This window comes from Paenibacillus sp. FSL K6-1217 (assembly GCF_045040735.1).
Taxonomy (GTDB): domain Bacteria; phylum Bacillota; class Bacilli; order Paenibacillales; family Paenibacillaceae; genus Paenibacillus_AQ.
Map to the genome: position 1 here is coordinate 972,689 of NZ_CP150271.1, position 26,379 is coordinate 999,067.

Annotated in this window: 27 protein-coding genes and 1 riboswitch; of the genes, 15 read left to right on the plus strand and 12 right to left on the minus strand. The window is 54.9% G+C overall.

The genetic code is table 11. From position 1 onward, the window contains the following. The first annotated feature begins 68 nt into the window (after positions 1 to 68). The 4 genes from asd (at position 69) to MHH28_RS04060 (ending at position 3,277) form a co-directional block, all read left to right on the plus strand. Positions 69 to 1,154 carry an aspartate-semialdehyde dehydrogenase gene (gene asd / locus MHH28_RS04045; protein ID WP_405112132.1) on the plus strand — a complete coding sequence of 362 codons (1,086 nt, stop codon included), beginning with the start codon at positions 69 to 71 and terminating at the stop codon, positions 1,152 to 1,154. Between the two features lie 145 nt (positions 1,155 to 1,299). Further along, positions 1,300 to 1,482: a DUF3934 family protein gene (locus MHH28_RS04050; protein WP_405116829.1), complete on the plus strand. Its 183-nt coding sequence runs from the start codon at positions 1,300 to 1,302 to the stop codon at positions 1,480 to 1,482. A 117-nt stretch (positions 1,483 to 1,599) separates the two neighbouring features. Next, a complete protein-coding gene (locus MHH28_RS04055; RefSeq protein ID WP_405112135.1) occupies positions 1,600 to 2,295 on the plus strand; it encodes a pseudouridine synthase in 696 nt (231 codons plus the stop codon). Between the two features lie 37 nt (positions 2,296 to 2,332). After that, positions 2,333 to 3,277, plus strand: a complete 945-nt coding sequence (locus MHH28_RS04060) for a hypothetical protein (protein ID WP_405112138.1) — start codon at positions 2,333 to 2,335, stop codon at positions 3,275 to 3,277. 85 nt (positions 3,278 to 3,362) lie between these two features. Here the strand turns inward: MHH28_RS04060 and MHH28_RS04065 are convergent, their stop codons facing one another. Further along, a complete protein-coding gene (locus tag MHH28_RS04065) occupies positions 3,363 to 5,189 on the minus strand; it encodes an ABC transporter ATP-binding protein (protein ID WP_405112141.1) in 1,827 nt (608 codons plus the stop codon). Between the two features lie 175 nt (positions 5,190 to 5,364). Here MHH28_RS04065 and MHH28_RS04070 point away from each other — a divergent pair, with 175 nt between their 5' ends. After that, positions 5,365 to 5,937 carry a GNAT family N-acetyltransferase gene (locus MHH28_RS04070; RefSeq protein WP_405112144.1) on the plus strand — a complete coding sequence of 191 codons (573 nt, stop codon included), beginning with the start codon at positions 5,365 to 5,367 and terminating at the stop codon, positions 5,935 to 5,937. Positions 5,938 to 6,070: 133 nt separating this feature from the next. On the opposite strand, the gene thiE is transcribed toward MHH28_RS04070, so the two are convergent. The 7 genes from thiE to MHH28_RS04105 all read right to left on the minus strand — a co-directional run bounded on the left by thiE (position 6,071) and on the right by MHH28_RS04105 (position 12,076). After that, complete coding sequence (thiE, locus tag MHH28_RS04075) at positions 6,071 to 6,736, minus strand: thiamine phosphate synthase (RefSeq protein WP_405112146.1); 666 nt, start codon at positions 6,734 to 6,736, stop codon at positions 6,071 to 6,073. After that, entirely contained in the window at positions 6,733 to 7,560 is an 828-nt protein-coding gene (gene thiD / locus MHH28_RS04080) for a bifunctional hydroxymethylpyrimidine kinase/phosphomethylpyrimidine kinase (protein ID WP_405112149.1), read from the minus strand. Before thiD ends, thiE begins: the two co-directional genes overlap by 4 nt. A 28-nt stretch (positions 7,561 to 7,588) precedes the next feature. After that, entirely contained in the window at positions 7,589 to 8,392 is an 804-nt protein-coding gene (gene thiM, locus MHH28_RS04085) for a hydroxyethylthiazole kinase (RefSeq protein WP_405116831.1), read from the minus strand. Positions 8,393 to 8,502: 110 nt separating this feature from the next. Then, positions 8,503 to 9,585 (minus strand): ABC transporter substrate-binding protein, encoded by a 1,083-nt coding sequence (locus MHH28_RS04090; RefSeq protein ID WP_405112152.1) that lies wholly within the window; start codon positions 9,583 to 9,585, stop codon positions 8,503 to 8,505. Further along, complete coding sequence (locus MHH28_RS04095; protein WP_405112154.1) at positions 9,582 to 10,358, minus strand: ABC transporter permease; 777 nt, start codon at positions 10,356 to 10,358, stop codon at positions 9,582 to 9,584. Before MHH28_RS04095 ends, MHH28_RS04090 begins: the two co-directional genes overlap by 4 nt. Next, a complete protein-coding gene (locus tag MHH28_RS04100) occupies positions 10,339 to 11,118 on the minus strand; it encodes an ABC transporter ATP-binding protein (protein WP_405112157.1) in 780 nt (259 codons plus the stop codon). Before MHH28_RS04100 ends, MHH28_RS04095 begins: the two co-directional genes overlap by 20 nt. Before the next feature lie 130 nt (positions 11,119 to 11,248). After that, a riboswitch (TPP riboswitch) is annotated at positions 11,249 to 11,351 on the minus strand. Positions 11,352 to 11,419: 68 nt separating this feature from the next. Next, positions 11,420 to 12,076 (minus strand): TetR/AcrR family transcriptional regulator, encoded by a 657-nt coding sequence (locus MHH28_RS04105; RefSeq protein WP_405112160.1) that lies wholly within the window; start codon positions 12,074 to 12,076, stop codon positions 11,420 to 11,422. 181 nt (positions 12,077 to 12,257) lie between these two features. Between MHH28_RS04105 and MHH28_RS04110 the strand changes: the two genes are divergently transcribed. The 4 genes from MHH28_RS04110 to MHH28_RS04125 all read left to right on the plus strand — a co-directional run bounded on the left by MHH28_RS04110 (position 12,258) and on the right by MHH28_RS04125 (position 16,437). Further along, on the plus strand, positions 12,258 to 13,778 hold the full coding sequence (locus MHH28_RS04110; protein WP_405112163.1) for a DHA2 family efflux MFS transporter permease subunit: 1,521 nt from the start codon (positions 12,258 to 12,260) through the stop codon (positions 13,776 to 13,778). A gap of 273 nt (positions 13,779 to 14,051) precedes the next feature. Further along, positions 14,052 to 14,906: an amino acid ABC transporter substrate-binding protein gene (locus MHH28_RS04115; protein WP_405112166.1), complete on the plus strand. Its 855-nt coding sequence runs from the start codon at positions 14,052 to 14,054 to the stop codon at positions 14,904 to 14,906. Between the two features lie 94 nt (positions 14,907 to 15,000). Continuing rightward, the gene (locus MHH28_RS04120) at positions 15,001 to 15,669 is read left to right on the plus strand and encodes an amino acid ABC transporter permease (protein ID WP_405116833.1); all 669 of its coding nucleotides are present in this window, start codon (positions 15,001 to 15,003) and stop codon (positions 15,667 to 15,669) included. A gap of 18 nt (positions 15,670 to 15,687) precedes the next feature. Next, positions 15,688 to 16,437, plus strand: a complete 750-nt coding sequence (locus MHH28_RS04125) for an amino acid ABC transporter ATP-binding protein (RefSeq protein ID WP_405112169.1) — start codon at positions 15,688 to 15,690, stop codon at positions 16,435 to 16,437. A 409-nt stretch (positions 16,438 to 16,846) separates the two neighbouring features. Here MHH28_RS04125 and MHH28_RS04130 read toward each other — a convergent pair whose 3' ends face one another. Beyond that, positions 16,847 to 17,521, minus strand: coding sequence for an S-layer homology domain-containing protein (locus MHH28_RS04130; RefSeq protein ID WP_405112171.1), 675 nt, complete (start codon positions 17,519 to 17,521; stop codon positions 16,847 to 16,849). Positions 17,522 to 17,604: 83 nt separating this feature from the next. Continuing rightward, complete coding sequence (locus tag MHH28_RS04135; RefSeq protein WP_405112174.1) at positions 17,605 to 18,180, minus strand: hypothetical protein; 576 nt, start codon at positions 18,178 to 18,180, stop codon at positions 17,605 to 17,607. A gap of 388 nt (positions 18,181 to 18,568) precedes the next feature. On the opposite strand from MHH28_RS04135, the gene MHH28_RS04140 reads away from it, so the two are divergent. Further along, positions 18,569 to 19,042 carry a Fur family transcriptional regulator gene (locus MHH28_RS04140; protein WP_405112177.1) on the plus strand — a complete coding sequence of 158 codons (474 nt, stop codon included), beginning with the start codon at positions 18,569 to 18,571 and terminating at the stop codon, positions 19,040 to 19,042. A gap of 97 nt (positions 19,043 to 19,139) precedes the next feature. Here MHH28_RS04140 and MHH28_RS04145 read toward each other — a convergent pair whose 3' ends face one another. Both MHH28_RS04145 and MHH28_RS04150 read right to left on the minus strand, forming a co-directional pair. Continuing rightward, positions 19,140 to 19,820, minus strand: coding sequence for a TIGR00266 family protein (locus MHH28_RS04145; RefSeq protein ID WP_405112180.1), 681 nt, complete (start codon positions 19,818 to 19,820; stop codon positions 19,140 to 19,142). A 459-nt stretch (positions 19,821 to 20,279) separates the two neighbouring features. Continuing rightward, complete coding sequence (locus MHH28_RS04150) at positions 20,280 to 21,098, minus strand: helix-turn-helix domain-containing protein (protein ID WP_405112182.1); 819 nt, start codon at positions 21,096 to 21,098, stop codon at positions 20,280 to 20,282. A 312-nt stretch (positions 21,099 to 21,410) separates the two neighbouring features. On the opposite strand from MHH28_RS04150, the gene MHH28_RS04155 reads away from it, so the two are divergent. The 5 genes from MHH28_RS04155 to MHH28_RS04175 are packed head-to-tail and all read left to right on the plus strand — an operon-like array spanning position 21,411 to position 26,372. Continuing rightward, on the plus strand, positions 21,411 to 22,178 hold the full coding sequence (locus MHH28_RS04155; protein WP_405112185.1) for a sugar phosphate isomerase/epimerase family protein: 768 nt from the start codon (positions 21,411 to 21,413) through the stop codon (positions 22,176 to 22,178). Next, positions 22,171 to 23,268 (plus strand): Gfo/Idh/MocA family protein, encoded by a 1,098-nt coding sequence (locus MHH28_RS04160; protein ID WP_405112188.1) that lies wholly within the window; start codon positions 22,171 to 22,173, stop codon positions 23,266 to 23,268. Before MHH28_RS04155 ends, MHH28_RS04160 begins: the two co-directional genes overlap by 8 nt. 48 nt (positions 23,269 to 23,316) lie before the next feature. Then, positions 23,317 to 24,387, plus strand: coding sequence for a Gfo/Idh/MocA family protein (locus MHH28_RS04165; protein WP_405112191.1), 1,071 nt, complete (start codon positions 23,317 to 23,319; stop codon positions 24,385 to 24,387). A gap of 41 nt (positions 24,388 to 24,428) precedes the next feature. Beyond that, positions 24,429 to 25,397, plus strand: coding sequence for a sugar phosphate isomerase/epimerase family protein (locus MHH28_RS04170; protein WP_405112194.1), 969 nt, complete (start codon positions 24,429 to 24,431; stop codon positions 25,395 to 25,397). Between the two features lie 3 nt (positions 25,398 to 25,400). Continuing rightward, entirely contained in the window at positions 25,401 to 26,372 is a 972-nt protein-coding gene (locus MHH28_RS04175; protein ID WP_405112196.1) for a phosphotransferase family protein, read from the plus strand. Positions 26,373 to 26,379 lie beyond the last annotated feature (7 nt).

Sequence of the window (26,379 nt, forward strand, 5' to 3'; positions counted from 1 at the left end):
CTATCCTTTATAATCGGTTATTAAAAAGCGCCTTTTGCTAGGTGCAGCTTGAAAGGAAATGAATTTCTATGTCGAGGAAGCTCAGAGCGGGTATTGTTGGCGGCACCGGTATGGTCGGCCAGCGTTTCATTGCACTTCTGGAGAATCATCCATGGTTTCAGGTAACGGCGATTGCGGCAAGCGCGAATTCGGCCGGCAAGTCCTATGAGGAGTCTGTTCAAGGAAGATGGAAGCTGTCCACCCCTATGCCCGAAGCCGTCAAGGGCATTATGGTTCAAGACGCCTCCAAGGTGGAGGAAGTGGCTGCGGATGTGGATCTGATCTTCTGCGCTGTAGATATGAAAAAGGAAGAGATCAAGGCGCTGGAAGAGGCTTATGCGCGGACCGGAACGCCGGTGATCTCCAACAACTCGGCGCACCGCTGGACACCGGATGTTCCGATGGTGATTCCCGAGATCAACCCGGAGCATCTGGAGGTCATTGCCCAGCAGCGCAAGCGTCTGGGGACCGAGACCGGCTTCATCGCCGTGAAACCGAACTGTTCCATTCAGAGCTATATGCCTACCCTGAATGCGCTACATGATTTCAAGCCTTCCAAGGTGGTTGTCACGACTTATCAGGCGATTTCGGGTGCAGGCAAGACCTTCACTGACTGGCCGGATATGGTGGATAACGTGATTCCTTTCATTGGCGGGGAAGAAGAGAAGAGCGAGCAAGAGCCGCTGCGGATCTGGGGTAAGGTAACCAGTGAAGGCATCGTTCCAAGCGAGCAGCCGGTAATCACTACACAGTGCATTCGTGTACCTGTCGCTGACGGTCATATGGCGGCTGTCTTTGCCTCCTTTGAGCAGAAGCCTTCCCGCGAAGAGATTCTGGAACGCTGGAACAGCTTCCAGGGGCGTCCGCAGCAGCTCGGTCTGCCGAGCGCTCCGAAGCAGTTCATCACGTATTTTGAGGAAGAGAACCGTCCGCAGACCCGTCTGGACCGTGACATTGAGAACGGCATGGGCATCTCCGCCGGACGTCTGCGCGAAGACTCACTGTACGATTACAAATTCGTCAGCCTGTCCCACAACACGGTAAGAGGCGCCGCCGGCGGTGCGGTACTGATCGCCGAATTGCTTAAGGCCGAAGGATATATTCAGCCCAAATAAGTAACTCCAGGCCCTTATAGATTCCCGTCATGCAGCCTGCCGGATGCTCTCCGCGCAGGCTGTTTGCAGTTGGACCTGACAATCCGGCCGAAATAATGGTAAGATAGAGTAATGGTTGACGAAAACTGAATATTGACGGAGTGATATTGTGGCAAAAAGTAAAGGCGGCGGTACAGGCAGAGGAACAGGCAGCAAGGGCTGGACCCGCTGGAACAAGACGGCAAAACCCGTGAAGCCGGCCAGAAGCGGCCCTCCCGGAAGCCAAGGTACCAATGGAGCCAAGCCGGTTAAAGGCGGCAGCAGCAACAAAGCCGGAGGCGCTAAATAAGCGGGCAAGATGCCCCTTGAGGATTACTAAATATAAGGGTTATAGGTTGGAGGCAACATCTGATGGGTATGTGAATCAGGTGTTCTTTCATATGTAGGACCTGAAAGCGGGTACTTCATGAGAATTAACAAATATATCAGTGAGACCGGCCTCTATCCTCGCAGAGAGACGAACCGGCTGATTGCCGCTGGAAGGATCACGGTTAACGGGAAGGTCTGTGCGCCTGGAACAAGTGTGGAGCCTGGAGATACGGTGGCTGTAGACGGAATGACTGTGATACCAGACCAGGAGGAACGTGTATATCTGGCGCTGAATAAGCCGGTAGGGATTACCTGTACAGCCGCCCGGCATGTGGAAGGGAATATTGTGGATTACATCGATTACCCTACCCGGATCTTTGCCGTCGGCAGACTGGATAAGCACTCGGAAGGGCTGATTCTCCTGACGAATGACGGGTCGATTGTCAACCGGATGATGCGCGCCGAGCATAGTCATGAGAAGGAGTACAGGGTGACGGTGGACAAGCCGGTCACCGGACATTTTTTGGCGGAGATGTCTGCGGGTGTAGATATTCTGGAGACCCGGACCAAGCCGTGCCACACGCGGCGGATCTCGGACAACGAGTTCATGATCATCCTGACTCAGGGGCTGAATCTGCAGATCCGCCGGATGTGCAAGGCGCTGGGCTACCGGGTGCTCCGCCTGGAGCGGATACGGATTATGCATATCACGCTCAGCGGCCTGCCGCGCGGAGAGTGGAGGCGGCTGAGCGAGGAAGAGCTGGCGGAGCTCCATGCAAGACTGGATGGTTAGCCGGAACTCACTACAACACTACATTTAGGAGGATCACATGCGGATTATAAGCTTATTGATAGCATTAGCAATCATAGCGGGGTGCTCAAGCACCGGGGATGGCGGATCAGCGGGTCCGTCCGCAGCGCCAGCCGCATCCCAGGCAGCAGATCTCTCAGCAGTACCTGGAGGACATCCGGAGGAGGACGCGGCTGCCGCAGCGCTCGCTGAAGTGTCCCCGGAGATATCGGATGAGTACTCGGGATTCGTACATATGGATGCGGTTCAGTTGAACGGGCAGATTTTTCAGGTGTATTACTGGAACAAGGGAGAATTCAACTATACACAGTTCGCCATTGTGAAAGAGGGCAAGATGGTCTTTGACAGCAAAAAGGCCGGGCTTACCATAGAAGGCGGCGAGATTTGGAATGAGGAGGAGCAGCTCTGGGCCGAGGCGGTTGTGCAGAACAACCGGAATACCTTCTTGTTCAGTCTGATGGACAATCGTCCCCAGTACGCCTCTATTGTGGTCGAGGAGATTGACGGCGTAATTCAGGTAACCGTTAATGATCTGTTCAGCGTGAAGTATGAGGATGTGGATCAGGACGGAAGCGAGGATCTGCTGGCCAGCCCCTATCCGGGTCAATCCCCTCTGGGTCCGGCGTTAATGGGCATCTATCAGCTGGAAGGGATGAATTATGTGCCCGATAAGCTACTTACCAAGCAGTATGCGGACGAGCAGCTTCAGTCCAGTGAGCAGGAGTATAAAAATAATCCGTCCGAGCAGACGTTAGAGCAGCTGCTGAATGCCTACCTGATTCTCGGCAAGCGCGGTGTTGCGCTGACGCGGTTCGAAGAGTTCCATGAGTGGGCCGGGCAGCGTGCCGGTGACGGCGGTTATGTAGACGAATACCAGAAGCTGCTGCGGAGCACGGAGACCGCTGAACAAATCAGCGGCTGGATGGACAAGCTGAAGCCGCTGCGGACTGCGAAACCAGACTGATCTCGAACAACCATAGAAGGGATTCCCGGGGCAGGTGATGCTGCTCCGGGAATCCCTTTCTCATTAAGGCTTCGTGCCTATTGGCCTATGAACGTTCCCGCTGAAACTGCTTGTTGTACAGATCCTGGTATACCCCATCCTCTGCCAGCAGGGAAGTATGCGGCCCCGACTCTACAATTCTGCCGTCCTGAACAACCAAAATGTTGTCGGCTGCCATGATCGTGGAGAGACGGTGGGCGATAACAATGCTGGTCTTGCCCTGCAGCAGTTCATGCATGGCTTGCTGGATATAATATTCCGATACCGTGTCCAGCGATGAGGTGGCTTCATCCATAATGATGACGGGCGGATTCTTGAGCAGCACGCGCGCGATGGATATCCGCTGCTTCTCACCGCCGGACAGCTTAATGCCCCGGTTACCGACAACCGTGCTATAGCCCTCAGGAAGCTTCATAATGAAATCATGAATATAGGCGGCTTCGCAGGCGGCTGTCAGCTCGGCATCCGTAGCTTTAGCGTTAGCATATAACAGATTCTCGCGGATCGTCCCGTTGAACAGGTAGGTGTCCTGGGTGACGAGGCCGATCTGCGAGCGAAGCGAATGCAGTGTGAACTCGCGGATGTCCTTGCCGCCGATACGGATAACGCCCGAATCAAGCTCATAGAGCCGTGGAATCAGGTTCGTAATGGTGGTTTTGCCTGCTCCGCTGGGTCCTACCAGGGCGGTCAGTGATCCGGCGGCTGCCGTGAAGGAGATTCCCTGCAAAGCGGGCTTGTCCGGTTGGTAGGCGAAATTCACCTGCTCGAAGACAATGTCCTCCCCCTCAACGCGGCTGGGCCGAGCCAGCGGAGCATCTACAATCAGCGGGTCCATATCGAAATAGTCAAAAATCCGCTCAAACAGCGCCACTGAACGGTTCACATCCACGTAGAGATTGGTCATCTGCAAAACAGGACTATATAATCTGCCCAGCAGGGCGACAAAAGTGATAATCGCTCCGATGCTCAGCTCTCCCTGGATGAATAAATAACCCCCGTACAGATAAATCAGCATCGGCCCGATACTGGTGAAGGTGGTGAGGACCAGCATGAACCAGCGGCCGGCCATGGATTCGCGGATCTGCAGCCGTGTTGCCTGAGCGTTTACGGTTCGGAAGCTGGTCAGTGCGGTGTCCTCTCTGGTGAACAGCTTCATGAGCATATATCCGCTGAGGCTGAGCGTCTCCTCAATAATCTGATTCTGCTCCGAGATCTTTTCCTGGGTCTCTTTGGCCAGCTTCCAGCGCACATTGCCCATTTTGCGGGTGGGTACGATGAACAGGGGAACGACCAGAATACCGAGCAGCGCCAGCTTCCAGTTCATGATGAACAGAGTGACCGCTGTGGAGACCAGAATGAACAGATTGCTGGCACAATTGACGATGGTGCTGTTGAACACCCCTTGAATCCCGGCAATGTCGCTGGTCATCCGGGTGATCACCTCGCCTTGCTTGACGCCCGAATAGAACTGCAGCGGCATGCCCTGCAGATGGCGGTACATCTGGTTTTTCATATCATGGACAATCTGCTGGGAGATAAAAGAGTTCAAATAATTCTGCAGCACGCCCAGCAGTCCAGACACAACTGTTGTAGCCAGCGAGGCGGCAACGAGCAGGGTGAGCAGCTGCAGATTTTTCTCCGGGAGTGCCCGGTCAATGATCTGCTGAATCAGGATAGGAGGGAGCAGCCCCAGCACTGCGGATATACACAACACGGTCATCACCAGCAGCGTCTGCTTCCAGTAGGGCAGGAAATAGTTAAGGATACGAAGCAGCAGTGCTCTGGATATATTCGGCTTCGCCCCCTCCTCATCGAACTTTAATTTGCCATGCCCGAATCCTCCGGGTCCTATGGCTCTGAAGCCTCTCGACAATAGGGATCACCAGCTTTGCTTGAATTGGTAGAACACTATATATGTAAAAAAAATCCGGTACCGGTTCTGTCATGGGCATTATACGCCTGGATTTTCCGGATGTAAATGCTAAACTGGGTAAGCTGGAGTCAACCGGAATGAATGGATGCCGGCGGAGCAGAGAAGGAGTGAGAGAATGATTATAGATGCTCAGGGATATGAGAATAAAGGGCTCCGTTACACGGTGAGATCCGCCGTGCCGCAGGATGCCGGGCAGCTGTCTGCACTGAGGCTGAAGGTAGACGGGGAGACGGAGAATTTAGACCGCGTCCAGGGGGAAGGGTTCATCGACCCGGAGGGATTCCGCTCGCTTATAGCGGCAGATACAGCCAGCAGCACGAACCTGTTCCTGGTGGCCGAGGTTGAGGATAGGCTGGCGGGCTTTGCCAGATGTGAAGGAAGCCTGCTCCGCAGGCTGGCTCATCAGGCTGAATTCGGGGTCGGAGTGCTGCAGGAGTACTGGGGATTCGGAATCGGCCGGAGCTTGCTGGAGCAATCTATCAGCTGGGCGGATGCCATAAGCTTGGAGAAGCTGAGCTTGAAGGTCCTGGAGCGGAATGACAAAGCCATCCGGCTCTATGAGAGCCTTGGTTTCGAGGCCGAAGGTGTCTTGCGCAGAGACAAGCGGCTGGCAGACGGACACTTCTATTCTACTATTCTTATGGGCAGATTACGCGGGGACAGAGGGGGGAGCGTAAGCCAAATGTAATCGGAAAACCGAACACAATGTGTGTGCGCCCTGGTTAATGTTATATGTCGCCACAATGAGACGGGTGGAAAAGTGAAGTACATCCTATGCGCGGCTTGAGCATCAACATCGTACCACCCGCAGTGTGCCTGGTCTAAAGTGAAGGAGCAGTGACGAGCTGCGCGAACCTCCGCGCGGTTTCGCGTATATCATCAGCTCCGGCAATGGCCGAGATGATGGAGAGTCCATCCGCACCGGCCCGGATCACTGGTGAGGCGTTCTCCAGGGTGATGCCGCCGATTCCCACCACAGGAATACTCAGGCCGCTTCGTCTTAGCTCTTCAATGACCGTAGTCCCCCGCACAGCCTGGGCATCATCCTTGGATGTAGTAGGGTAGACGGGACCGACTCCGAGATAATCGGCGCCGTCCGTGATTGCCTGCCGGGCTTCTGTCAGATTGTGCGCGGACACTCCGATAATCTTATGCTCACCGAGTTGTTCCCGGATCAGCCGGGCAGGGAGGTCATCCTGGCCGACATGTATGCCGTCGGCATCCAGCGCTGCGGCAAGTTCCAGATCATCATTCACGATGAACGGTAGGTTATAGGCCCGGCATATCTGCCGGAGCTGCTGGGCCAGCTCTAACAGCGCGGCACCCTTGAGCGCAGAGGGACCTTTTTCCCGGAACTGGAAGAGAGTGATCCCCCCGGCGGCGGCAGCGGTTAGAGTGTCCTCCGGAGATTGGCGGCAGTTCACACTGCCCATAATGAAGTACAGCTTCAGCAGTCTGCGCATATCCTCACTGTGTATCCGTGTCATAGCGTTATCCCCCTTGATCTCATCCGGCTCCCGTAAGCAAAATGATTCGTCGGCCCCTGCCCGGACCCGATATTCAGACTATCCTCAATCGCTGCTTGAATGAAGGCCTTGGCAGTATGCACCGCTTCAGGCATGGAGCGGCCGAGGGCAAGCCCTGCCGTTACCGCAGCGGAGAAGGTGCAGCCGGTCCCATGGGTATGCTTAGTTATAATCCGCGGGCTGGACATATACTGGAATTCCCGTCCGTCATAGAGCAGATCGACCGCCTCATCCCCTGACAAGTCATGTCCGCCCTTCAAGATAATATATTCGGGTCCCATCTGATGAAGCAGCCTTGCCGCCTTCTCCCGGTCTTCCCGCCCGTGAATCTTCATACCGGTCAGCATCTCTGCTTCAGGAAGATTGGGTGTAATGGCAAGCGAGAGTGGAAGCAGGCTTGTAATCAGCGCCTGCACAGCCTCCTGCAGCAGCAGCTGTGAGCCGCCCTTGGCGACCATTACAGGATCGATCACCAGCCGCTGCTGCCAGCGGTATTGCTGAACTTTACTGGCAACCACGCGGATAATCTCACTGCTGAACAGCATCCCCGTCTTAACGGCATCCGGCGGAAGATCACTGCCGATCGAATCGAGCTGTGCGGCAACGGTCTCCGGCTCCACCGGATAGACGCCTTGTACGCCTAGTGTATTCTGTGCGGTGAGTGCTGTAAGTGCTGACATGCCGTACACTCCCAGCTCCTGAAAAGTCTTCAAATCCGCCTGAATGCCAGCCCCGCCGCCGCTGTCAGAACCGGCAATGGTCAACGCTTTACGTATGCTAGTCATCGTATTCTCTCCTTTGGGGGTGTACGGTTTAGGCTTCGAGCAGCTTCAGCCGTGAACGGCTGCTGTATTGGTCCGGGGTCACCAGCGATAATTGATTCAGGAACTCGATCTGGAAGCTGCCGGGACCCTGGGCTTCAGCCGCTTCGGCCGCAAGCTCTGCTGCCACGCCGTAGAAGGAGAGGGCCTCGGCAGCAGCCTCCAGGGCTTCCCCTCCGCTAACTGCAAGAAATGCGCCGACCACCGCACTGAGCAGGCAGCCGGTTCCGGTCACCCGGGTCAGGATAGGGTGGCCGTTACTGGCGATATACGTACGCTTGCCGTCAGTAATGATGTCCTCCTTGCCGGTGATGATCACGACACAGTTCAGCTTCCGTGCCGCCTTATTCGCCAGCGCAACTACATCGCCTTCACCTGCCCCGGCATCCACGCCCTTGCTGGCCCAGCTCACCCCGGCCACATTGGCAACCTCGGCCACATTGCCGCGCAGCGCGGTAAGCTGAAGCTCACTGAGCAGCCCCGCCGTAACGTCAGTGCGGTAGGCGGTAGCCCCTGCTCCAACGGGGTCAAGCACGAGCGGCACATGGTGGCGGTTCGCCGCCTTCCCGGCCTGGAGCATGGAAGCGATGGCGGCTTCATTCAATGTGCCGATGTTCAGCACAACCGCCCCGGACATGGCGGCGACATTCGCTACTTCTTCAATGGCATCAGCCATGAACGGCGAGGCTCCCAGAGCCAGCAGCCCGTTCGCAGTGAAATTAGCGACTACGATATTCGTGATATTATGCACCAGCGGGTTCGCCTGGCGGACTTTGGACAGATAAGACATTTGAATTCCTCCTGAAAGATGTAATGGTGATGAGGGGTTAATAAGACGAACTTAGTATTAGAACGCGAAGCATGGTCGTCGCTGCGCTGAACATTTGGACTTTCGGCCGCACCATTTTAGAAATTAATAAAAGCATTCTTAACATCCACTGCTCCGGCCAGCAGCCCGTTCCCGCTCAGCCACTGGTTTACCTTCTCCCACGAATCGCTGTCCTGGTAGCCGAAGGGCTGGGAACCGGCATCCATCAGCGGGAGCAGAATCGCAAGGCTCCGCCGCTCGATGGCTTCATCCAGCGGAGCGGTAGCCTCCTGATGCGCAAGCAGCAGCTTCAGCGCTTCATCCGGGTGATCCGCTACATACTTCTGGCCTTTTCGGATCGCATTCACGAATTTATGATAATAGCCCTGTGCATCCTGCAGTCCCTGCTCACTGGCCGCCAGCACCAGCTCATAATAATCTGGAACCCCGTAATCCACGGGATTGAAGGAGCGGACCGGATGGCCCTCCTGCTCCAGAATCAGCTGCTCATGGTTGATGAACCCGCCCATAATTCCATCCACCCGTCCCGTGGAGAGCGCGGGAATCAGCTCATAGCCGACATCAATCAGCTTGAGTGAGGAGGGATCACCGCCGTCATTTTCAACCATCGTATTCAGCATGGCCTCATATAACGGAACGGAGGAATATCCGGCTTGCTTGCCGGACAACTCTCCAGGGCGGGTGATGCCGCTGTCTGCGGCTACCATGAGATGATTCAGCGGGTGGCGCACCAGAGCGGCGATCGACTTGACTGGAATCTGCTCACCCCGTGCCATCAGCACCTGCGGCTGATAGCTGAGTGCGAGATCTACCTTCCCCGCCGCAACTAGCTTCAGCGCATCATTGGTATCGGCCGGCATCTGAATCTCAACCTCCAGACCCTCCTCTGCAAAATAACCTTCAGCCTGTGCCGCATATAAAAAGGAGTGGACAGCATTGGGATACCAGTCGAGCATAATCGTCAGCTTGTGGGCGGCACCCTCAGTCCCTGCCTCAGAGGTTGCGGGTGTACCCGCAAGGGAGCCGGAGGCCGCCGGACTGTTCGTATTGGCGCATGCCGCCAGGACAGGCAGCATACAGAGCAGCAGAGCGGTTAGCAGCAGCTTGGCAGGCCTTGATTTTCCATTAGGAAAATAACGCGGATAGCGGGTAGTAGTCATGAATAACGTCCTCTTTTCTTCAGAATAATCTTCTCCAGCACGGCGACCGCCAGGAACAGCAGGATACCGAGCACGGATAACAAGACAACAGCGGCGAACATCTTGGCACTCTGCAGATTCCCTGCCATTCTGCGGCTGAAATAGCCCAGCCCCTGGCTGCCCCCAAGCCATTCTCCGATGGTTGCACCGATGACACAGTACACAGCCGACAGCTTCAGTCCGGAGAAAAAAGAGGGCAGAGCCAGCGGAACGCCCACCTTCCCGAGAATCTGCCAGCGGTTCGCGCCATACGTCAGCAGCAGCTCCCGGTAGGCATCCGTGTTCTTGGACAACCCGTCATAAGCGCCGATGACCACCGGGAAGAACGCGGTCAGGAAGACAACGGCAACCTTACTCCATAAGGTATAGCCGAACCACATAATAAACAGTGGGGAGAGTGCAATTAACGGAATCGTCTGGCTGATAATCAGCAGCGGGTACAGCGCCTTGGCCAGCGGACTGAACAGGTGCATGGCTGTTCCCAGCAGGCTGCCGCAGATAACGGACAATACGAAGCCTGTGAGTACTTCAAGCAGTGTGGCGGGCAGATGTACCCCGAACATTAGATGTTGATCTTCCATCAATGCCATCCACACCGCAGACGGAGCCGGAAGGATGAAGGGAGGAACCAGGCCCAGCCGGGCTACGGTCTCCCAGACCGACAGCGTCAACACGGCGAGCAGGGCAGCCGGACCGTAATGCTGGAGCAGCCTTCTAGGAGAGCCGGTTCTCATATAACATCAACTCCAATTCCTGGCGCAGGGCAGCGAACTGCGGTTCATAGTTCAGACTCTGATGGCGCGGACGGGGGAGATTGGCAGTGAATTCCTGCATGCTGCTGCCGCCTTGGCCGCCGCTGCCAGTCATCAGGTAGATCCTGTCACTGAGCAGCAGCGCCTCCTCCAGGTCATGGGTGATGAACAGTACCGTCTTGTCGAGCTCCGTCCACAGCTCCAGCAGCCAGCGCTGAAGCGAGCGCTTGGTAATGGCATCGAGCGCCCCGAACGGCTCATCGAGCAGCAGCAGCTCATTCCCTGCCGCCACGGTGCGGAGGACCGCCACGCGCTGGCGCATCCCGCCGGACAGCTCCTGCGGATAAGCCTCTTCGGTTCCGGCAAGGCCGAAGCGGTGCAGCATAGTGCGGATCTCGTCAACGGCCGCCGCCCAGGGACGGCTGCGCTTCAGTTCCCAGGGCAATAGACAATTGCCCAATACGGTCCGCCAAGGCAGCAGGAGATCCTGCTGCGGCATATAGGCCACGGTGCCCAGCCTTTCCGCTGCTGTTGCCGATGCTGTTCCGTTCAGCGTAAGGCTGCCGCTGCCGGGCTCCAGCAGGCCGACGATGATTTTGAACAGGGTGCTTTTGCCGCACCCGCTGCCGCCCACGACAGAGACGAATTCGCCCCGGCGTACCTGCATGGACAGCCCTGAGAACACGGATGTCCGGGACGGACCGGACCCGAAGGCGTAGGATAGATTGCTAATGTTGATCATTGCTGTGTACGAAACCTCCCCCGGATGTTGATTAAACGCTGTACAAACGTCAAAAAGCCCCATTCATTCCCGGAGGAAATGAATGGGGCGGAAGGTACGCTCAGCTGCGGTGATGACGCGAGAATCACGGGTACATTCAGCTCCACTTCCCTCCGCTGGTATGATCCAGATCAGGTTCAAAGGGTCCGGAGCTTAAGCTCCGTCTCAGTCGGCCGACTCCCCTAGTGAAATAACAGGTCTATTGAATTCGTAATTGCTAATTAATATACCACAAATTTCCCTCTTGTAAAGAAGCGGAGGGTCAGCGCCTGGAGAGACCGGTCACGAACAGGGCAACAATGCCGCGGGAGATGTCCAGCTTGGAGGCGTCGTTCCGCTTCTGTTCATACAGGTACAGATCGGGGCTGAGGACAGAGATTAAGGCCGTGGCCGCGAAGCCCGGATCGATATCAATGATCTCTCCGCCCGCCGCAGCGCGCTGCAGCAGCTCCGTCATGATCACCCCCAGCCGCTGAAAAAAAGGATGCTCAAACTGCGTGAGCTGCTTCTTGCCGGTGAACTCGGCCTTGATCATATTCAGCAGCTCGGCATATTGCTCAATGAAATCGGCAATCTGCTCAATGCTGCGCTGCAGCTGCGCGAGGGCCGGGGCTTCACCGGCACCCGCAGCCACCTGCTGCTCCAGCCCGGACAGGAATTGGTCCGCACTGCCCTTCAGCAGCGCAGAACAGATCTCGCCCTTGTCCGTGAAGCGGCGGTACAGCGAGCCTTGCCCTATGCCTGCCCGCTTGGCAATGCTGTACATGCTGACCGCCTCAAGTCCGCTCTCGGTGAACAACTGGCGGGCAGCTTCAAGAATTCGCTGTACATAAGGATCGGCGGACTCGGACGGAACGGATTCTATAGCTTGCGGAGCTGCCGGGGGGAGCTGTGCAGCATCGGTTTTTGGCTTGTTCATGAGGGCCCCTTTCAGAAATAAATCAGCGGTTTACAGAAAAACAAATAAAAGAATTGACACAACGGACAATTGTCCGTAGACTATGAATTGCACTTACGGACAGTTGTCCGTTCACTCATTATATAGAACAATCTGCCCGCAGGTCAATGTAGCACGCGGACAGCTCAGGAGGAGAAGAGAGATGGATCAGACCTTGAAGCAGGAAGCGGATTTCCGGCTGTCCAGCATTCTGGTTCCGCTGCTGGCCATTATTGCCGGTGTATTTATGGTTGTGCTGGACAGTACGGCGATGAATGTGGCGTTGTCCAGACTGGTGGTGGATTTCAAGACGGACCTGCACACGCTGCAGTGGGTAGTTACCGGATATATGCTGGCTCAGGCTTCCGTTATCCCACTGTCAGGCTGGCTGTCGGACCGGTTCGGGGCCAAGACGGTCTTCCTGACGGCGGTAATTGTGTTTACGATAGGCTCGATTCTGTGCGCTACGCCAAGCAGCGCCGAATGGCTGATTGTGTTCCGGGTCATTCAGGGACTGGGCGGCGGTTGTGTGCTTCCTGTCGGAATGGCCTATGTGTACAGACTGGCTCCCAAAAGTAAGGTTGGCGTAGTCATGGGGATTATGGGCATTCCTGTTCTGTTTGCTCCGGCCATTGGTCCGGTATTGTCGGGCTGGCTGGTTGAGTACCATTCCTGGCGTTGGATCTTCCTGATCAATATCCCGATTGGCATCATCTGTGTGCTGATCGGCCTGCGTAAGCTGCCGAATGCGGCGAAGAACAGTGTGCCCGGCATGGATAAGCTCGGTATGGTCCTTGGACCGCTGGCGTTTGCTTCGCTCACTTACGGGGTCAGCCAGGGTGCGCAGAGCTGGACCTCTGAGAAGACGCTGATCGGGCTGCTGCTGGGCGCTGTGGCTCTGATCGCTTTTGTCATCGCAGAACTGCGCTCCAAGACACCGCTGCTGGAGCTGCGGATTCTGAAATCCGTTGATTTCACGACAGGAATCATTGTCCAGTGGATTGCCCAGTTCGGCTTATACGGCGCGTTATTCCTGCTCCCGCAATTTCTGCAGCAGGCCCGCGGCTTCGGCGCATTCGATACCGGTCTGACGCTGCTGCCGCAAGCCATCGCTTCCGGACTGATGATGCCGGTTGCCGGGATACTGTTCGACCGGATCGGCGTCCGCTGGCTCGTGGTCTGCGGTCTCAGTCTGGTCTCCGGCGCGTTATTCCAGTATTCCCATGTAGATCTAACTACGGAGAGCCGTGACCTGATTCTTCCGCTGATCATGTGCGGGGCCGGAATGGGCATGATGATGATGCCGATGAACACGCATCTGCTCAACAAGGCGCCAAGCCAGCTGGTGAACCGGGTCACCTCGCTGACTAACTCCATGCAGCAGGTTATTACCTCGCTGGCCGTCTCGACACTGGTTACGATTCTGACTGCCAGAACAACGGCGCGCGGGGTCGAGATGCAGGAGGCCGCTGCCGCTGCCGGGAAGAGTACCGCTGGCGCTTCACAGGAAGCGCTGCTGCTGGCCAAGCAAACCGTATTGTCGCAGGGCTTCGCGGACACGTTCCACATTATGATGTTTGTCGCGCTTGGCGGTGCGGTGCTGGGACTGCTGCTGCGCCGGGGCCGTCATTCGGGAACTGAGCGTTCCAAGGACAAGGCGGCGCCGGAAATCATGCACGGATAGTTTGAGGAAGCAGGGATTATAGCATTAACAGAACAGCGATTCTCCATTTATCGGAGGATCGCTGTTTTTGCCTGTTTATACTTGGGAAATCTCCTCAGAATCCTGATGCTGCAGCAGAATTTGGGGCAAGCTAACCTATGGAAAATTAATATATTACAAATCCGATGAATATAATCGGAAAAAGGTATTGACGCAGGTCACACCCCGGTGTTACGATTCATTTTGCCGGTAATTACGGAACCTAAAGAGAAGATACGAGAGGGGATTCATCGAATGAAAAAACTTAGTCTAACTATTGTGCTGCTCCTGACCATGGTCACGGCTGCGGCTTGCGGAAACAACAATACGGGCAATACAGCAACGGGAGGCAATACGGGTACTGAACCCACGGCAGCGGCTACAGAAGGGGCAGCTTCCGGGGAGCAGAACAGTCTGGAGGCCGTCAAAGCCAGCGGCAAGCTGCGCATCGGAACCGAAGGAACCTACGCACCGTTCACCTTCCATGATGCGGACGGCAAGCTGACGGGCTTCGATGTCGAGATTGCCGAAGAAGTGACCAAGCGTCTGGGTGTGAAGCCGGAGTTCATTGAGACACAGTGGGACGGAATTTTTGCCGGGATGGATGCGAAGCGCTTCGATGTGATCTTCAATGAAGTCTCCATCACCGATGAGCGCAAAGTGAAATATGATTTCTCCGATCCGTATATTGTGTCCAAGGCGGTGCTGATCGTGCCGGAGGATAATCAGGATATCAAGACCTTCGCCGATCTGAAGGGTAAAAAAGCCGGCCAGTCCCTCACCAGCAACCTCGGCAAAATTGCCACGGACAACGGTGCCGAGATCGTCTCTACCGAGGGCTTCAATCAGGCGATTGATCTGCTGACCTCCGACCGGATCGACGCCACCGTCAATGACGGCTTGTCCTTCCTTGATCTGAAGAAGCAGAAGCCGGATATCAAGATCAAGAAGGTCGATGAGATTGCCGAAGGCTCGCATAGTGCCGCAGTCTTCCTGAAGGGAAATGACGAGCTGGTGCAGGCGGTGAACGAAGCGCTCACCGCTATGAAGAGTGACGGAACCTACCTGAAGATCTCCGAGAAGTACTTCGGCGCAGATGTATCGAAATAAAACCACGCGCTGATCAGGCATTGTCAAATAACGAATGGGTGCAGGGTGGGGCCGGAAGCCCCCACTCTGTATGTCCAGGAAGGGTATCAGAATGATGGATGACCGCCAAATACAAATTTTTCTCGATTCTCTGCTGCCTCTGTTCAAAGCCGGGGTGGCTTTTACCCTTCCGCTTGCGGGGGTATCCTTTATTCTCGGTCTACTGCTGGCGGTGGTTACCGCACTTGCCCGGCTGTCCTCCTGGAGACTTCCAAGGCTGATCGCCAGGTTCTATGTCTGGGTGATCCGGGGTACGCCGCTGCTGGTGCAGCTGTTTATTATTTTCTATGGATTGCCGGCAGCCGGGATCGTGCTTGATCCGTTCATCGCCGCTGTCATCGGGTTCACGCTCAGTGTCGGGGCCTACTCCTCGGAGATTGTCCGGGCCGCTATCCTGTCGATCCACAAAGGCCAGTGGGAAGCCGCGTTCTCAGTGGGGATGAGCCGGAAGCAGGCTCTGCGCCGGGTGATATTGCCTCAAGCTGCCCGTGTGTCGGTTCCGCCGTTATCGAATTCTTTTATCAGCCTGGTCAAGGATACGTCGCTTGCGGCGAGTATTACTTATGTCGAGATTTTCAGAAAAGCCCAGCAGATTGTGGCGACATCCTATGAACCCCTGCTGCTGTATTGCGAAGCGGCGCTGTTCTATCTGCTGTTCTGCTCCGTGTTGTCGGCGCTGCAGAATTACTTGGAGAAGCGGCTGGACCGGTATTCAGCCAGTTAAGGTGAAGGAGGCACAAGCATGATTGAAATCCGCGATTTACATAAGTCCTTCGGGCCGCTGGAGGTGCTAAAGGGGGTGGATCTCACCGTTGAACACGGTCAGGTCATGGTCATTATCGGACCTTCCGGCTCCGGCAAAACCACACTGCTGCGCTGCTTCAACCTGCTGGAGATTCCCGACAAGGGCAGTCTGATGCTGAACACGATTAAGCTGGATTTCACTCCGAGCGCCGCAATTCCACAGCGCACCATTCTGTCCCTGCGGCAGCAGACAGGGATGGTGTTCCAGTCCTATAATCTGTTCCCGCATATGACGGCTATCGGCAATATCATGGAGGGTCAGATCACGGTGCAGAAGCGCTCCAGGGAGGAGGCGCGCAGCAAGGCGCTAACCCTGCTGGACAAGGTGGGTCTGGCTGACAAGGCGGATGCGTATCCGCATCAGCTGTCCGGCGGCCAGCAGCAGCGTGTGGCGATAGCCCGCGCCATGGCGGCTTCGCCGGAGGTGCTGCTGTTCGATGAGCCGACCTCCGCGCTTGATCCTGAGCTGGTCGGCGAGGTGCTGAAGGTGATCAAGCAACTGGCCCGGGAAGGCATGACGATGGTCATCGTCACCCATGAGATGAAATTCGCAGCCGATGTGGCCGACCGGATCATCCTGATGGAAGGCGGGGTCATTCTGGAGCAGGGCACCCCCCGGCAGGTGCTGGAGCAGACAAAGAACCCGCGCGCGCTGCAATTCCTGAACCGGCTTAGTGGGGAAGAGTGATTTTGTTTCTGAACGTGGCTACATGAACTAATGTAAGTGGAAAACAGCATACATTGTGCTTTCAAGGAGGCATAGGAGCAAATGTAGGTGGAAAACAGCATACATTGTGCCCGCAAGCAGGCATACGGAGAAATGTATGTGGAAAACAGTATAGATTGTGCCCGCAGCAGGCATATGGAGCAAATGTGTATGAAAAACAGCATACCTTGAAGGCGGTAATCTCCAGACTGCTGTCAGAGACAGTGTTTTGAATGGATTCATCAGTTGGAGGAGAGCAGTATGTATACCTCATAATAAGCCTACGTATTTACTGTCAAAAAAACAAGGCTGCCCCTAGCCGTAACGGCTTCCGGGACAGCCTTTTATCTATCATACGCGATAAAGCGGTATGAACGAATCCAACTTTCCTTTACTTCTGTGTGCCTCCATCGCTAACGGAGTTCAGATAGTCCAGGGTGTTGTACAGCATAACAGCTGCTTCAGCGCGGGTGATAGTACTCTTCGGATTGAACTTGCCGCTGGCATCAAGCGAGGTGATCTTGTATTTCAGCGCCCGCTGGACGCTGCCCTGATAGGAAGGGTCCAGCGCATCTGCATCTGCAAGTTCGGCCGGGACGATATTGATCATCGGCAGGTTGCCGGCCTTCTCCACGGCTTGAACCAGCATACTGGTATACAGCTCTTTGGAGATCGGCTTGGCCGGATCAATATCGGCAGGGATAGTCACACCATTATAGTGGGCATTGATGAAGGCTTCCGCGTACCAGGCATTGTCTTTTACTTTGGAGAAAAGCACACTGGCCTGGGGAGCCTTATTGAAGTCAATCGCAGCCAGGCTAAGCTGGAGACCGCCGGAGATGAACTGTACAGCTTGTGCAGTGGACACCGTTGCTCCCGGAAGAAACTGGGTATCGGAGATTCCTTTGATCCGTCCTTGCTCCTTCAGCGTATTGATTTTATCATTGCCGCTTATACTGCCGATATCCTTGAAGCTGCTGCCAGCCGCAAACATTTGTCCCCCAAGAGAGAAGGAAAGGAGGGTTGCTGCGGTTATAGCTGCGATCGTGTTTTTTTTCATACTCATCTGAATTCCACCTCTATATTAGGTTTGGGCCGTTTGGCCTGTATCAACTCCTCTAACGTAATGAGATCAGAAAAGGTTGCAAGCTACATCAATTCCTGAAACAGCAGATTGCGGTAAGGGTACTTGCTGAACCTGGTTTTGAACAGCAGCGCTACTCCGCTTTCTTCAATAGATACAGATTTCAGCGACTTCGTCTTCACCAGACTGCGCACCATCGCCCTTACTGCGCGGCTGTCCTTGCGCCGGATGGCCGCAGCCATAGCTTCTGCGAAGCTCCGGTTAACCGCAAGCTCACGGTAGAGCGGAAGGATAGAACGCGCAATGCTGCGGTGGACCTCTGTATTGAAGGTGAACTGGGTGGTTCCCGGCGGAATCGTCGTTCCGTTAGTATAGAAGGCAACCGGCAGCGGAAAAGGAAAAGAGATAAAATAACCGATGCCGTTCGTTCCGTAATTCTCCGCGCCCGCAAGCGCAGGAATGCTTGAGAGCAATCTGCCCATCAGGTCCAGGTCGGCAGTGACAATAGCGGTTGTCCATTGCCTGGCATAGCTGCGGTTTCCGGCAATTTTCCGGTAGAACGGCAGCATGGCCGCAGCTACACTGCGCAGTATACGGGCGGTTACAAGCCGCTGTGTCTGCTTAGGTTGTACTTTCGCCATCCGGATCATCCTCACTTTTTAACAGATTCGTGTAACGATAAGCATGCACAGGTTTCACCTGATCTTGTTATAGAGTATGGGGATAGCGCGCAGTTCGGAATGGGCGGACCCGGTCCTGGCCGAAAAATTATCACAGTGCGATTACAGCAGAAGGAGGCTAAGGCGGTGAAGTGATGGTATACTGAGGTCAGGACTTTTCTTTGACGGGCAAGTTTGTTATGCTTATATCGAAATATAAGAAATTATATGTTTCACATGATAACTTATCCTTCTATTTCTCGCTGAAACGGTACCGTCCTTACAAAGGACGGCAAAGCCGTTTCCGCTTGTAACGATTACTAAATTATTCTGCGGGAATTGTTCTGCTTCCGGAAAGGTGGGAACCCGGGTGAACCGAGTGGCAAATATCAGCCAGCAGTTTGCGGCTCATCATTATAAGCTTACACCACAGCGTGAGGCGATAGTGAGGGTACTGCTGGATAATGAGAAGGATCATTTAAGCGTGGAAGAGGTATATATGCTGGTTAAGCGCAAGTTTCCGCATTTGGGGCTTGCCACCGTCTATCGTACCTTGGAGCTGCTGTGTGAACTTCATATTGTGCAAAAGATGAATTTCGGCGACGGCGTGGCCCGTTATGATCTGCGCGACGACGATCATATGCATATGCATCATCACCTGATCTGCAATGTATGCGGGAAGCTGGAGGAGATCAAGGATGACTGGCTAGTGGAGCTTGAGGCGCGGGTAGCCCGTGAATATGGCTTCAGTGTGACTGATCACCGCCTGGATTTCAAAGGCACCTATAATAGCTGCCAAAAGAGCGGCTGCAAGGGCGACAAAGAATGCCGCGCAGTCTCTTAAGCAACACCTGTAACATCAAGAAGGCGCAGGGCTGAATATCAGCCTGCGCCTTCTTGATGTTGGTGTATGAGTATGTGAACCCTGCGGACTGCTAAGGCTAGGGACGGTTCGGTACGAAGGATTTGATCCACGTTCCGAAGCTTCCGGGATTGCGGGTCTGCACCAGGACAACCCCTTCGCCGCGGAACCGGCAGACCAGGGCCTCTCCGCTGGTTAAGCTGTTCAGCCAGCCGGAGGCTGCTTTTTCCACCTTGTAATTCATATAGTCCGGCCAGGCTACCAGATGTCCGTTATCGATGATCATCTCTTCGCCCGGACCGAGGTTAATGGCGTGAATCGCTCCGAAGGAGGAGAGGAAGACGGTTCCCCTGCCGCTGATTTCGAGAATGAAGAAGCCTTCGCCGGAGAACAGGCCGCGGGTCAGATTCTGCATCTTGGTATTGACCTGAATGCCTTGGGTTCCCGCCAGGAATCCGTCCTTCTGAACGATCAGCTTGTACGATCCATCCAGCTCAATAGCCTGTACATCCCCGATGGAACCGGGTGAGAGCAGCACCTCGCTCTGCCCGCGCGTGGCGGTCAGCTCCTGGAAGAAGAATTTCTCCCCGCTCAGCATGCGGCCCAGGCCGCGCATAATTCCGCCGTCCACCGTGCCTCGCAGCTCCACATTCGGTGACATGGCGACCATCGCCCCCATCTCCGCCTTAACGCTCTCGCCCGGTTCCAGCATAACCTTCAGCATGGCGAAGGCACCGTCATACAGCACATCATACTTCATAATACTCCTCCTCCTCATTCTTGCGATTATTGTCGTATGACCACAGGTATGTAGCTTGCTCTACAAGGATACTGTACCAAGCTGTGCGACTGCAAGCCGGACCTAAGGAAGCAAGGGGCTGTTATGCAGTAACAAATGAATATAGTAAACAGTACCGGGCAGGGGTCAGGATATTGTGTTAAAATGAAGCGGACAGTGCAGCCGCATTGAATCTACGAACGACAAGGAGTGTCGCCGCTTATGGCACGAACAAGAACACAGAAGGCGCTGCTTAAGGCAGAGCGCTCAGGGACATGGTGTGCAGAAAGAAACCGCAGACTTAATCAGGATTACGGGGCTATCTCCCAGTATGTCAGAGTTACACCCGGCAAACGGGAGCAGCTGAATAAGGTCAAACACAAGGAGCGGATCTTCCATGATGGCGCTCCTTTTGCATGCCTGGGTGCTGTCTGGTCATACTTATACCTGTGCTCTGCTGTGAATACGGTACTCCTTGGGCGACATGCCGAAGCGGCTGCGGAAGATCCGGTGGAAGTAGGTATAGTTCGCAAATCCGCAGGTCTCGGAGACATGCTCCAGCGGCATGGGGCTGAACGTAATCTTCTCCCGCGCCATATCCAGCCGCACATCATTTACATATTTGACAATCGTGGTGCCGAACGCTTCCTTGAAGAGATGAACGGCACGGGAGACTGAAATATCGACATAACCGGCTACATCCTCAAGCCGGAAGGCGTAAGAGGCATGCTCCTCAACGTATTGCTTCATCCGGTAAGCCAAATAGGCCTTGGGTGAAATTGCGGGCTGATCAATCATCAGCCGGTCAATCTCCATACACAGAATCTGCAGATAACAGGAAGAGATCTCCGGTGAGGAATCCGACAAGCGTCGCTGCTCCAGTACAAGCTGGCGGAACAGGCCGAGAATATGATCGCTCATCGGCAGGCGGAGAACGGCCGGACGCTGCTTGCGCTTCCACCATTCCTCAATCCATGGCCCGCTGCAAAAGATATGATAGTCGCCGCTCTCGATCCTTGGCTTGCCGACGGGATAGACTTCCTTGTCGATACTCAAATAGTAGGGGTCACTTGGTGCGAACAGCATAAGATCCCCGCTCTCAACGGTCGTGATAACTCCGTTCTCCCTGGTACGGCTGCGCCCTTCGGTCTGGAGCCGCAGCAGATAATACTGTACGCCTTCGCTGCGTGACATATGGAACGGTTTGCGGTGGAAGGAGAATCCGGCGGATAGAATATGGCAAGCTGCAGATGTTGTCATGTGTCCCTCCAAGTCTGATAAATGATAAGCAGATTGTTCATGTTTTAATCATATTATTCATTTTATTATATACGCTTTCATATTACCATGTAGCTAAGTCAAAAACATATAAATGATGTGGAGAAGGCCGTATTGCGGCGCTAATCGCTACATTTACAAACTCTGGAAGCAGTGGATGAAACCAAGAGAGAAGGGCGTTCTCCAATGTTTACAGCCCGTTTGTTCAGGTGATGCACTTCAAGGAAGGCAACCGGGAGTGCGGCGGCGGCAAGAACAGGATGACTCTGGATCATATAAGGAGTGGGATTAACAATGCTCAAGGTTGGACTTCAGCTGTACACGCTAAGAGAAGAACTGGAACAGGATTTCGAGGGGACGATACGTAAGGTAGCCGAGCTGGGCTACAGCGGGGTGGAGTTCTTCCACTATTTCGGCCGTACGGCCGCACAGGTGAAGGCGCTGCTTGATGAGACAGGGCTTGTGGCTGTCGGGGCGCATCGCCCATACGATGCGATGCTGAATGATACGGAGCAGGAGATCAGCTTCAATCTGGAGATCGGCAACCGCAATCTCATTGTGCCTTTTCTGACAGAAGAACAGCGTAACTGGCCGGAGGTAGCGGCGGGTCTGCGGACCATCGGCGACAAATGCCGGGCTGCCGGTGCTGTTCTGTCTTATCATAATCATGATTTTGAATTCACGGAGAAGGTTGACGGCCAGCCGGCGTTTGATTATCTGTTCGAAGCGGTGCCCGCTGAACAGCTTCAAGTAGAGATGGATACCTGCTGGGTGTATTATGGCGGATATGATCCGGCAGAATATATTCATAAGTACGCAGGACGCCTGCCGATCATCCACCTCAAGGATGTGAAGAAGAACGAAGACGGCTCACCGGAGACTGTGGTGCTGGGCGAAGGTGAAGTGGATCTGGCAGCGATCATTGAAGCCGCCGCTGAAGTAGGTGTGGAATGGGCAGTGGTGGAGCAGGACTTCTGCAGCCGCTCACCGCTGGCAAGTGTAACTGACAGCTTGAACTGGATCAAAACATATGCGAATCAAGGAGGAAGTATTCATGTCTAACAAACTCAAAATTGCTATTATCGGTTGCGGTGGTATCGCAAACGGCAAACATATGCCAAGTCTTGCCCGTCAGGAGGATGCCGAAATGGTGGCATTCTGTGATATCGTGGAAGAACGTGCCCAGGAGGCCGCCAAGACCTACGGAGCAGAAGGCGCTGCCGTATTTACAGATTTCCGTGAGCTGCTGGCAACAGGCGGATTCGATATCGTGCATGTATGCACTCCGAATGACAGCCATTCCGAGATTACGGTTGCTGCGCTGGAAGCCGGCAACCATGTACTGTGCGAGAAGCCGATGGCCAAGACCACTGCACAGGCTAAGGAAATGCTGGATGCCGCCAAGCGTACCGGCAAGAAATTGTCTATCGCTTATCAGAACCGCTTCCGTGCGGACAGTGAATATCTGAAGGGCCTGTGTGAAGAAGGAGAACTGGGCGAGATCTATTACGGCAAGGCTATCGCGCTTCGCCGCCGCGCCGTTCCAACCTGGGGTGTGTTCCTGGATGAAGAGAAGCAGGGCGGAGGACCGCTGATCGATATCGGTACCCACGCGCTGGATCTGACACTCTGGCTGATGAATAACTACAAGCCGCGTATGGTGGTAGGCTCCACCTTCCATAAGCTGGGCCAGAAGAAGAATGCCGCGAATGCCTTCGGCCCGTGGGACCCTGAGCAATTCAAGGTTGAAGATTCCGCCTTCGGCTTCATTACGATGGAGAACGGTGCTACAATTGTACTTGAATCGAGCTGGGCGCTGAATGTATCCGAATTCGGCGAAGCCAAGACGATGCTTGCCGGAACGGAAGGCGGAGCGGATATGAAGGACGGGCTGCGTCTGAACGGCGAACGTGCCGGCCGCCTGTATGAGACCAAGGTGGACCTGTCCTCCGGCGGTGTAGCCTTCTACAGCGGAGCTGCGGAGAATGAAGCAGACCGTGAAGCCCGTCTGTGGCTGGAAGCTGTAAGAGAAGACAAGGACCCGGTTGTTCTGCCTGAGCAGGCCTTCGTAGTTACCCAGATTCTTGAAGCAGTGTATGAATCAGCACGTACCGGACGCGCCGTTTATTTCGACGGAAGTTCTGACAACTAAGAGCCTCTTTCGGTTCACGCGACTATTTGACAAACAGGAGTGGAATCCATGAGTTCAATCAAACATACTGTAGCCATCGTTGGTTACGGCGGAATGGGAAGCTACCATACCCAACTAATCAAAGAGAGTGACCGGGTGGTAGTGACCGGTGCCTTCGATCTGCTGGAGAATCGGCGCGCCTTGGCTGAGGAAGCAGGCTACACCGCGTATTCCAGCTATGAAGAAATGCTGGCAGATCCGGCTGTGGACATCGTTCTGATCGCTACACCGAATGATGTACACAAGGACATTGCCCTTCAGGCCTTTCAGGCGGGCAAGCATGTAGTCTGTGAGAAGCCGGTTGCCATGTCCTCGGCAGAATTCACCGAGATGCAGGCTGCTGCGGAGGCGGCCGGACGGGTGCTGATGGTGCACCAGAACAGACGCTGGGATGAAGATTTCCGCGTAATCAGGGAGATGTATGCGCAGGGGACGATTGGATCACTCTTTCAGATTGAATCCCGGGTACACGGTGCCAATGGGATTCCCGGCGACTGGCGTCATGTGAAGGAGCAAGGCGGCGGGATGCTGCTCGACTGGGGCGTGCATCTGCTGGATCAGCTGTTGTTCATGATTGACAGCAAGGTGAGCAGTGTCAGCAGCAGTCTGAGCTTTGTCCTCGGCAACAATGTGGATGACGGGTTCGATGCGGTATTGCAGTTCGAGAACGGCATCAGAGCCATCGTAGAGGTTGGGACCACCAACTTTATCACCATGCCAAGATGGTACGTGAAGGGCACCCGGGGAACAGCTATTATTGAAGATTGGTCGCTCAGAGGCAGAATTGTAGCCCCTAACCACGAATCGGAAAAAATCGAACCGACACCGATCCGTGCCGGTGTAGGCTTGACCAAGACGATGGCCCCGCCATCCGAGGGCTCGACCGTCCTGGAAGAGCTGCCTGCGGCATTAGAGATGCCCACAAGCTTCTATGATAATCTGGCTGCTGTCATCGAAGGTACGGCAGAGCCGATTGTCAAGAATGCCGAGGTGCTTCGTGTTCTAAGGCTCATTGAAGCGATCTTCGAAGCGGCAGAGCGCAATGAGACGGTTAAGAATTTCGATATTTACGGAGCTTAAGCTAGGCTTCAATACGATCTTAGGAGAGGTGGAATCTGCAAATGAAACTTGGAGTATTTATGGTGTTGTTCGGTGGCCGCAAGCTGGAGGATGCACTCGATTATGTGGTCTCCAAAGGCCTGAAGGCTGTGGAGATCGGTACCGGAGGGTATCCCGGCAACAGCCATTGCAATCCCAGAGAGCTGCTGGAGAATGAAACGGCCCTTCAGGAATTCAAGCACGCGATTGAATCCCGCGGCTTGATCATCAGTGCGCTTAGCTGCCACGGCAACCCGCTGCACCCGCAGAAGGAGCTGGCGGACAAGGATCACGAGGTGTTCGTGGACACGGTGAAGCTTGCGCAGAAGCTTGGGGTCAAGGTAGTGAATACCTTCTCCGGCTGTCCCGGAGACCATGAAGGCGCGAAATACCCGAACTGGCCGGTGGCCCCTTGGCCGAATGATTACCAGGAGATTCTGGCCTGGCAGTGGGAGAATAAGGTCATTCCTTATTGGACCGAGCAGGCGGCCTTCGCAACAGCCCATGATGTGAAGATCGGTCTTGAGCTGCACGGAGGCTTCTCGGTACACACTCCGGCTACTCTGCTGAGATTAAGAGAAGCTGCCGGAGAGGCCATCGGGGCGAACCTGGACCCGAGCCATATGTGGTGGCAGGGTATTGATCCGGTACAGGCCATTCATATTCTCGGCCGTGAAGGTGCGATCCATCACTTCCATGCGAAGGATACTGTGATAGATCCGGTGAACGTCAACAAGTATGGCCTGACGGACATGCAGTCTTATGCTAACATGCTGGACCGCGCCTGGCAGTTCCGTTCCGTAGGCTACGGACACGATGTCAAGGTCTGGGCAGATATGATGAGCGCTCTGCGTCTGGTAGGCTACGACTTTGTAGTCAGCATCGAACATGAAGACGGCCTGATGTCCATTGAAGAAGGCTTCTCCAAAGCCGTAGACAATCTCAAGCAGGTGCTGATCGAAGAGCCGCTGTCCGAGATGTGGTGGGTCTAACCGGTGGAGAGCTTCACTAAAGTCCAGTTGAACGACTGGCAGCTCAGTCTGTTGACTGGCGCAGCCTTTGGTGCACAGGTGAAGATCGCCAGCAGCAAGGAGTTGACCGCAGGCTACTTTAATACGGCCTATGATCTGGAGCTTAGCGATGGCCGTTCTGTCATTCTGAAGGTGGCTCCGAACCCGGAGACGGAGACTCTGAGCTATGAGAAGGATATCATGCGTGCTGAGGTGGAGGCTCTCCGGCTGGTACGTGCGGCAGGCGGCGTACCTGTGCCTGAAGTGTACAGCTATGACGATAGCCTGCAGCTGATTCCCTGTCCGTATTTCTTCATGGAGAAGATTGCAGGACAGCCGTACAACGAGGTGAAGGAGAGTCTCACCGAGGAGCAGCGGTACTCCATTGAGTATGAGCTGGGCCGGTATCAGCGGAGAATCAATGCGATCGAAGGTCTAGCCTTCGGGCTGTTCGGCAAAGAGCCTGACGGGAACGGACGCACCTGGAGGGAGACCTTTCGGTCCATGCTGTTGAATGTGCTTCAGGATGCAGCCAGACTGGAGGCGCGTTTACCGGCTGGTCAGCAGGAAATAGAGCAGGTGCTGGAGCTGTATCTGCCGGCCCTGGACGAAGTGACGCAGCCGCGGCTGGTGCACTGGGATCTGTGGGGCGGTAACCTTTTTGTACAGGATGGGGTAATCGTATCGATTATTGACTGGGAGCGGGCGATGTGGGGCGATGTGCTGCTGGAGTATTATTTCCGGCATTTCGAGGGCTCGGAAGCGTTCTATGAAGGATACGGATCGGCGTTCACCAGCAGGAATGAACTGCTGCGCAAGCAGCTATATGACCTGTATCTGGATCTGATCCTGGTCATCGAATGTTACTCACGCCAGTATAAGGATGAGAATCATATTAACTGGGTGCACGATAATCTTGCGGAATCCTGGACACGGTTCACAGCACTGGTACTATAGCATACTT